The organism is Chryseobacterium sp. Leaf394 (genome assembly GCF_001424105.1).
Lineage (GTDB): Bacteria > Bacteroidota > Bacteroidia > Flavobacteriales > Weeksellaceae > Chryseobacterium.
Genome location: NZ_LMQH01000011.1, coordinates 1,195,689 through 1,203,500, shown reverse-complemented (window position 1 = coordinate 1,203,500; position 7,812 = coordinate 1,195,689). Strand labels below are relative to the sequence as shown.

At 33.4% G+C, this 7,812-nt stretch carries 8 protein-coding genes; 1 reads left to right on the top strand and 7 read right to left on the bottom strand.

Translation table 11 applies throughout. The features are described 5' to 3' along the window. Nucleotides 1–43: 43 nt before the first annotated feature. A complete protein-coding gene (locus tag ASG21_RS09975) occupies nucleotides 44–238 on the bottom strand; it encodes a hypothetical protein (protein WP_056079102.1) in 195 nt (64 codons plus the stop codon). 272 nt (nucleotides 239–510) lie between these two features. On the opposite strand from ASG21_RS09975, the gene ASG21_RS09970 reads away from it, so the two are divergent. Beyond that, nucleotides 511–2,277 carry an AraC family transcriptional regulator gene (locus ASG21_RS09970; RefSeq protein WP_056079099.1) on the top strand — a complete coding sequence of 589 codons (1,767 nt, stop codon included), beginning with the start codon at nucleotides 511–513 and terminating at the stop codon, nucleotides 2,275–2,277. Here ASG21_RS09970 and ASG21_RS09965 read toward each other — a convergent pair. The 6 genes from ASG21_RS09965 to ASG21_RS09940 all read right to left on the bottom strand — a co-directional run. Next, nucleotides 2,237–3,214, bottom strand: coding sequence for a polyprenyl synthetase family protein (locus tag ASG21_RS09965; protein WP_056079096.1), 978 nt, complete (start codon nucleotides 3,212–3,214; stop codon nucleotides 2,237–2,239). The two genes, ASG21_RS09970 and ASG21_RS09965, sit on opposite strands and share 41 nt — an antisense overlap. A 100-nt stretch (nucleotides 3,215–3,314) precedes the next feature. After that, nucleotides 3,315–4,193, bottom strand: a complete 879-nt coding sequence (locus ASG21_RS09960) for a hypothetical protein (protein ID WP_056079092.1) — start codon at nucleotides 4,191–4,193, stop codon at nucleotides 3,315–3,317. A gap of 223 nt (nucleotides 4,194–4,416) precedes the next feature. Continuing rightward, entirely contained in the window at nucleotides 4,417–5,451 is a 1,035-nt protein-coding gene (gene rlmN, locus ASG21_RS09955) for a 23S rRNA (adenine(2503)-C(2))-methyltransferase RlmN (RefSeq protein WP_056079087.1), read from the bottom strand. A gap of 88 nt (nucleotides 5,452–5,539) precedes the next feature. Next, on the bottom strand, nucleotides 5,540–6,589 hold the full coding sequence (gene queA, locus ASG21_RS09950) for a tRNA preQ1(34) S-adenosylmethionine ribosyltransferase-isomerase QueA (RefSeq protein ID WP_056079084.1): 1,050 nt from the start codon (nucleotides 6,587–6,589) through the stop codon (nucleotides 5,540–5,542). A 159-nt stretch (nucleotides 6,590–6,748) separates the two neighbouring features. Continuing rightward, nucleotides 6,749–7,432, bottom strand: a complete 684-nt coding sequence (locus tag ASG21_RS09945; protein WP_128414271.1) for a hypothetical protein — start codon at nucleotides 7,430–7,432, stop codon at nucleotides 6,749–6,751. Between the two features lie 95 nt (nucleotides 7,433–7,527). Further along, nucleotides 7,528–7,812 (bottom strand): hypothetical protein (locus ASG21_RS09940; protein ID WP_206743173.1); only part of this gene is annotated, 285 nt, incomplete at its 5' end.

Below are 7,812 nucleotides of genomic sequence, written 5' to 3'. Positions count from 1 at the left end.
AAAAAAAAAAAAAAAATTGTTAAATATGTGAATGTGGTTTGGTTTACTTTTTAGGAGGTGCAATCGGATCTCCTTCTAATACAGTTGTAGTATTTGCAGAATCCGCAATTTTCTGTGAGGCTTTATTTATAAGCTCAAGATTTTGGTAATCTTCAGTGCTGAAATTATCATCGTCCTGACGACAAGAAATTACTGTAGTTAACAATACTGCTGAAAAAAATAATACTAACTTTTTCATGTAAGTTTAATTTATAAAGGTTAATTTTTAGTTCGCTTAATTTTCTGTTGCAAACATACAGCGGAAAACAATTTTAAGTCAAATTTTACGATAGGAAATACGTAAAAAATGTCCGGCAATTTTTAAATTTTCAATTTTTTATTCAAATTAATTATGTTAATATTGTAGACTTTTAAATTTATAATAAGCCCAACGTGTTACCCAAATTTCATAATTTTTTACGTAACCACTTGATTAAAAGATCATTTCTATCTGTATTTATAATTATCCTGTTGTCTCTTAATATAAATGCGCAGGAGAATTCTAAAAAAAGGTTGGATTATCAGGAAATCGAGGCAAAGATTGATAGTTTTCATAACGATCAAAAAAAAGCATGGACTCTTATACAACATTATATAAAAACTGCAAAAGATGCTGGTAATAATGAAGCACTTGTGTATGCTTACAGATACGCGAGCAATTTTTCTGTCTATCCTCAAAATTTAGATTATGCCAATCTGGCTTTAAATACTGCAAAAAATTCAAAGGATGAAAGATTGCTCGCAACAGCCTATTTCAACCGGGGTGCGATCTATATTCAGGAAGCATTTTATCAGAAATCTTTGGATGATGTTTTAATTTCTAATAAATACGCCAGTAATGTTAACGATCAATATGTCGTTTACAAGAGTATCTACCTTATTGCTCAGAATAAAATCTATTTAGGTTTATATGAAGATGCGGCAAAAGAGCTACTAATCTGCATCGATTTTTTTAAAAACCATGCAACAGACTCAAAATTAGGTCAGGATTACCAAACCTATTATATCTACTCGATGCTCAGTTATATTGATAACAATACGAAAATGGGCAAATCTTCGGAGAATAAAAAGCTGATCGACGAAAGTATTAAATACTTGAAAAACAATGATTTAAAACAGTACATTCCCTATTTCATTTCATCTCAAGGTACCGATGCTTATTACCAGAGAGATTATAAAACATCGATTGCCAAACTCACACAGGCACTTGAAATGTATAATGACCAGTATCCACACATTACAGAGATATATTATTTAGGACTGAACAACTGGAAGATCGGTAAAAGAACGATAGCTGTAAAATTCATGGAGGTTATAGATAATCAATACAACACGTCCAATAAACTGGATCCACAATTCAGATCTGCCTACGAAATTCTCATAAAGTATAATGATTCAATTAAAAATAGAGATAAACAGCTGGAATATATTGATAAACTGATGATTCTGGATAAATCTTACGAGAAAAACTTTAAATATCTGTATCCTAAAATTAATAAGGAATATGATACTAAAAAATTAATCTCAGAAAAGACAAAGGTTGAAAATCTCCTGATTTTAAGAAGCAATATTTTTATTATTATCCTCATCATCAGTTCAGGCATTATCCTTTTCTTCAGTATCAGATACTATAAAATTAAAAAACTTTACAAGCAGAGATTTGAAAATATTATTATTAATTCTGAGGTAGAGCATAAAAAGCATCATAATCCAAGAGAAGTGCAGGAAAACATTCAGCCTGAAGCTTTAAAGCCGGCATCAATTTCAGACAAAGATGTCAAAGAGCTCAATTTGGAAAGTCCTGAGAATCAAGACGAATACTATTCAAAAATACAGGGACTTAATCCACTTGTTGTAAAAAGTATATTGACTCAACTGGATGCTTTTGAGGACGAAGAAAGATATCTGGACAGCCAGCTTACGCAGAAATCTCTTGTTGAAGAATTGGGAACAAACTCTACTTATCTTTCGAAAATTATCAATACGTACAAAGGTTCAAATTTTAATGTATATATAAATAATCTCCGTTTAAATTATATTATTGATCTTTTGCGAACTGATGCCACTTACCTGCAATATGATGTAAAAGAACTTGCAAACATCTGTGGTTTTTCAAATTCTGAAAGTTTTTCAGACAATTTTTACAGAAAATTTGAGATCAAACCATCTTATTTTATCAAGATGATGAAGGAAAAATCTAGAAATTCCTCTCAATCACATAATCCAACATCAGATTAAGAGAAGTTTTGGGTTCGGAGTCCGGAAATTCCTGTAAAATATCTTTTGCTTTCTGCTGAAAATCTTTCATAACAGTGACCGCATAGTCCAGACCACCTGAAGATTTAACAAAATTGATGAGTTCTTTCACCCTTTTCTGATCATTGTTGTATCTTTTGATGGTATTGAAATAATACTTTTTATCAGCCTCACTTGCAGTTTTCAGCGTATGAATCAGTGGTAACGTCATCTTTTGCTCCTTGATATCAATTCCAACCGGTTTTCCGATAACATTGGAACTTAGATAATCGAAAAGATCGTCTTTGATTTGGAAAGCCATACCGGTGTAAGTTCCAAACTCCATCATTTTTTTGGCTAATTTTTCATCAGCACCGTTTGACAAAGCTCCAATTTCGCAACATGCGGCAATTAAAGTTGCGGTTTTCTGACGAATTATTTCATAATAAACATCTTCGGTAATATCCAGTTTTCTGGCTTTTTCAAGCTGAAGAAGTTCACCTTCAGACATTTCTCTGATTGTCCTGGAAATTACTGCCAGTAAATCGTAATCTTTATGATCCGTAGAAAGTAAAACAGCTTTAGACAAAAGAAAATCGCCAACGAGAACGGCAATTTTATTCTTCCACAAAGCATTGATTGAAAAGAAATTCCGGCGTTTAAAACTTTCGTCTACCACATCGTCATGCACCAAAGTTGCGGTGTGAATCAGCTCAATCATCGACGCTCCACGGTAGGTTTTTTCATTGACTTCACCCACAAGTTTTGCACAGAGAAATACGAACATCGGGCGCATCTGCTTCCCTTTTGTGGTAACAATAAAACGGGTGACTTTATCTAATAAAGATACTTTCGTCTGCATCGATTCATAAAACTTCTGTTCAAAAAGTTTCATTTCTTCGTTGATGGGTCGCTTGATTTCTTCTACGGTATTCGCCACTATCTTTGAATGATGGGTAGTTGATATTTAATTATCACAAAGATAAAATTTTTAGTCCAATTTTAACGGAAAATTAAATTTTATATGAATTCTAACTGCCTCAGAATTTCAGTTTTTCTTTTGGTATAAAATAGAAATAAGGTTTTGTAGTCCCTAGTGGTGAATGAAATTTTTCCCCTGAAATATAAATTCCATTTTCATCAACCGCAATCCCCTCAATCTGTCCAACTGTTAAAGCACTTCCCAAATACAATTTCTGTGGATTTGCCTTGAAGAAAATTCCGGATTCGGTTTCATTAAAGACCATCAGAAAGACTTCTGTCTTTTTGGTGTAGCCCACAGCGTAGAGCTTTTTATCGAAATAATATGCATCAGAAATCATGAAGCCTGTTTTGAAAGATTCTACTTTTCCGGCAGCCTGTCTTACAGGATTATTTGGATCTAAAGTATAATGCGTTGTTGATTTTGAGGCCCATTCTTTCGTGAAAATATGCAGTTTTCCATTAAGATAAATCATTGATTCCAAATCAAAGTCTGTGGAGATGTTTTTTGGCGTAAAATCTTTCTGTTCCGCATAGAAAAATGAAATCGTTTTTAATGAATCATTCTGAAGCTGATGATTTTCAAAAGGAATTTTAAAAATTTTTAAATCTTGCCTTGTGCCGGCGTTATTTCCAAAATCGCCGATATAAAAGTTTCTTCCATCATTGGCCAATGCTTCCCAATCTTTATTTTGAGTATTCACTTTTAAAACATTCAGAATTTTCCCTGACTGTTTATCAATCTGATAAAGTTCTGCAGGATTTCCGCTGTCGTTGAAAGTATACAGTTTTCCATCGAAAAAACTAAGTCCGGAAGTTTCCTGAATAGAATCATTTAAAACAGAAACCCTGTAATTCTTAAGTTTAAAAATTTCGGACTGTTGCGCAGAATTTAAAATCGAAAAACTGATTGAAATGATTAGGAAAACTTTATTCATAACACAAAAGTAAGATTTTTAATGTCAATCGAAAGTTAAATTGAAAGGCACGAGGTTGATTTCAAACTACGTGTATTATTGTTCAACCACTTCGTAATAATTTACCACGGGTTTCACACACGGCTATTGAGATTGAACCACTTCGTAGTTCTCCTACAAAAATCAGATTGATGATTTGTAAATTCAGACAAGAATTGTCATACAGACTATGATAGATAATAAATTATTCCGCAGTTTTGTTTGCCAACTGTCCGCAGGCCGCATCAATATCGCCACCACGACTTTTTCTTACCATCACAGTTATGCCGGCTTTTTCAAGTTCACGAACGTATTTTTCTTCTGCGGCAATACTTCTGTGATCAAATTTTCCTTCACCAATTGGGTTATACTGAATTAAATTAACCTTTGAAGGAACCTGCCGGCAATATTTAATTAAAGCTTTAATGTCTTCATCTTTATCATTAATTCCTTTCCAGACACAATATTCGAAGGTGATGACAGAACCTGTTTTTTTATACCAGTACTGCAAAGCTTCCATAATATCCGTCAGTGGAAATTTATCTGAAAAAGGCATGATTTCATTTCTGGTCGACTCAACTGCTGAATGAAGTGATAAAGCCAGTTTCACTCTCAGTTCGTCATCTGCCAACATTTTAATCATCTTCGGAATTCCGGATGTAGAAACGGTAATTCTTCTTGGTGACATTCCCAGACCTTCCGGCTGGGTAATTTTTTTGATTGCTTCAACCACATTTTTGTAGTTCATCATCGGCTCACCCATTCCCATAAACACGATATTCGTCAACGGTCGGTTGTGATATTCCCTACTCTGTCTGTCGATCAATGCTACCTGATCTACAATCTCTGCCACCTCAAGATTTCTCATTCTTTTGAGCTTGGCTGTAGCGCAAAATTCACAATTCAGGGAACAGCCTACCTGTGAAGATACACAGGCTGTTGTTCTGGTTTCCGTAGGAATTAAAACTGATTCCACCATCAAACCGTCGTGCAGTTTGACTCCGTTTTTAATGGTTCCATCCGTAGATTTTTGAAACTGATCTACAGCTGCAGGATTCATCACAAAATCACGGATCAGATTTTCTCTCAAATCTTTTGAAAGATTCGTCATCTCTTCAAATGAATGAAGATTTTTACTCCAGATCCAGTCGTAGACCTGCTTGGCACGGAATGGCTTTTCGCCAATAGTGCCGAAATAGTCTTTGAGTTGATCGAGAGATAAAGTACGGATGTCTTTCATTGAATTGTTGGGTGTAGGATGATGGATGTTTGATGAAAAGCTGGGCGCCGAATTGCAAACATCCAGCACCCAGCTTCCAGCTTCTCTCTTAAAGAATCAACATTGCATCTCCGTAAGAGTAAAATTTATATTTTTCTTTTACAGCTTCTTCGTAGGCGTGCATTACGAAATCTTTTCCTGCAAATGCTGCAATCATCATCATTAATGTAGATTTTGGCGTGTGGAAATTGGTAATCATACAGTTAGCAACTCCGAAATCGTGTGGAGGGAAAATGAATTTATTTGTCCAACCGTGGAAAGCAGAGATTTTTTTGTTTGAAGAAACTGAAGTTTCCAGAGTTCTCATCGTTGTAGTTCCTACAGCACAAACTCTTCTGTTTTCTTCCACAGCTTTGTTGATGATTTCGGCATTTTTTTCGTCGATGAAAATCTCTTCAGATTCCATTTTATGTTTTGAAAGATCTTCAACTTCAATTGGATTGAAAGTTCCCAAACCAACGTGAAGCGTAACTTCAGCAAAGTCGATCCCTTTAATTTCCAATCTCTTCATCAAATGTCTTGAGAAGTGCAGACCTGCAGTAGGCGCCGCTACAGCTCCCTCTACTTTAGCATAAATTGTCTGATATCTTTCAGCATCTTCAGGCTCAACCTCTCTTTTAATGTATTTTGGAAGTGGAGTTTCTCCTAATTCTTTCAATTTAGCTCTGAATTCTTCGTAAGGTCCGTCGTACAAAAATCTTAATGTTCTACCTCTTGAAGTAGTATTGTCAATCACCTCTGCAACTAAAGATTCGTCTTCAGTGAAGAATAATTTATTTCCGATTCTGATTTTTCTTGCAGGATCTACCAAAACGTCCCAAACACGGGTTTCTTTATCAAGTTCTCTCAATAAGAAAACCTCAATTTTAGCTCCGGTTTTTTCTTTGTTTCCGTACAGACGTGCAGGGAAAACTTTAGTATTATTGAAGATGAAGAGATCTTTCTCGTCAAAATAATCTACAACATCTTTAAAAAGTTTATGCTCTATTGTCTGAGTTTTTCTGTCTAAAACCATCAGTCTGGCTTCGTCTCTGTGCTCCGACGGGTGTTCTGCTAAAAGTTCTTCAGGAAGATCAAAATTAAAATCTGATGTTTTCATTTTTTTAAATTACGGTTTAAAAATTAATCAATTACAGTAAGTAATTTGCGAGGTGCAAATATACAACATTCGATACCCCTTTGTCAAGTGTTTTGGAGGAAATAAAAAAGTGAAATTCTTTTTCTGCTGTAAATCCTGTTATATAAAGTAGTGTTTATCTTAATTTTGAGTCGGAATTGGAAGGGTAATATTGGAAGTCTGAACTTCATTTACTAAAGTATATTCTTTAGAACCTACATATTCTACGATTACCTTTTTTATGCAGTATTTTGAATCTTTGGGCATCATTTCGACAATCCGGTTTTTAATATAATTTGAAGGAAAAAAATCTGCGTGAATTGTAAAATACTCAAATTCTGATTTTTCTAAAATAGCGATTGCTGTAACTTTTTTCTTTTTCTTTGTTTTTTTACTATTAATGTAAATATATACATCAATCTTAAAATTCGTATCATTTATTTTTGTAATATTAATAAAATAAGGATTCTCCTCGGAAGAATTATCCGCTACATATTTATTGCTGTGAGAATATTTAAATTTAGTATTATTTCTATCTTCTTCTACATTAAAAACGTGAGTTATATTTCTCGGGACATCAAATAAAATTGCTTTCAAAGTGCCATCATCAAAAAAACTCATATTCGTATTATTTTTTGTATCAAAAAAGATTTTACCCCAATTCATTTCTTTGTCATCACTAGGTGATAACATTTTGCTCTCCACAGAGTAATCGAAATGGTATGTTTGGGCTGATAAATGATAAGTTAAAATTGTAAAAAGGGCTATAATTGATTTTTTTAATACGCTCAACAATATTACTGGTGAAAGTACAATTTCAGACAAAATTTTGTAATTGAAGTTAAAAATACGCATGATAAAACTTATTATTTTTTTTCAGAAACATCTATATCCAGCTCTGCCAAAGCACTAAGTTGTACCTAGCTTTTGTTGTGATCAAAACTTATGCTTCCAGAACTGAGAACCTTTTTTTTATCAAAAGAAACTTTTTTACTTATTTCATAAAAATCAAATAAAAGCTCTAATCCTACAAAAGACAAATCATCTTTAAATTTCGTAAAAGACACATCTGCATTAGAAAAAGCATTAATCATTTTTTCATTTCTAAATTCCTGTATTTCATATTCAAAAACAATTTTGTCATCTTTAACCAATTTTGAAGAAATAAAACTATATTTTGAATCCGACAGTAAAATTGTTTTCAC